Origin of the sequence: Prevotella sp. P4-98, assembly GCF_002251405.1 — a bacterium.
In the GTDB taxonomy this organism is placed as follows: Bacteria; Bacteroidota; Bacteroidia; order Bacteroidales; family Bacteroidaceae; genus Prevotella.
The window spans coordinates 1-670 of record NZ_NPJC01000055.1 but is presented as its reverse complement, the minus strand read 5'-3'; the positions used below and the strand labels follow the sequence as shown (position 1 = coordinate 670).

Annotated in this window: 1 pseudogene; it reads right to left on the bottom strand. The window is 46.3% G+C overall.

Annotation, left to right across the window (positions count from 1 at the left end):
* Positions 1–670: pseudogene (locus tag CIK96_RS08350) on the bottom strand (IS1380-like element IS612 family transposase); the annotation flags it as partial.

Sequence of the window (670 nt, the reverse complement as noted above, 5' to 3'; positions counted from 1 at the left end):
AACTGGATGCCGTTAATCTCCTCCGTCTTCCATCCTCTCAGAGCAAAGATGTCATTGTAGAGCGAACTGCATCGGTTGGCACGGATGTAGAAATGTTTGCAATGCTTCTCTATCTCACTGACGATTTCCTTCGAGCAGGAACCGCAGTCTGCCCTGAAGCGATTTACACGGATGTTCTGGGATTCCAGAAGAGCGAAGAATCTCTTATGGGTGTCTGCCTGATGAAAACGCACATTCGTGTTACCATCGCTGTTCTCGATATAGACTATCTTGTCACCGATAACATATACGCCAGGCCTGTAGCCGAGGAACTTTTTGTAGGTCGGTTTTGCATCATACTTCTCCGTTTCAAGGAACTGATGGTCAAAGTCAACATCGTATTCCTCAATTTCCTTCAACTCGCCTGTAGAAACCAAAGCGTTTATAAGCAATGTGTTGAGTTTGTCTGCAGTATTGAAATCATAGGTCTTGCCTTGGTCGGAAGTATAGGAGATGTTTTCCTGTGTCAGTTCCTTGATGGCTCTGAGGATGGTATCAGAGCTGCATGTACGAAGGGTAGGATGATACGAGAGATGGCGCATCAGTTGTGACGTTACATCTTCCACGCATGAGCCGCCACAGAAATAAACGCTCATCAGCGAACGGACTATCTCGCTGAACTGATATCCGA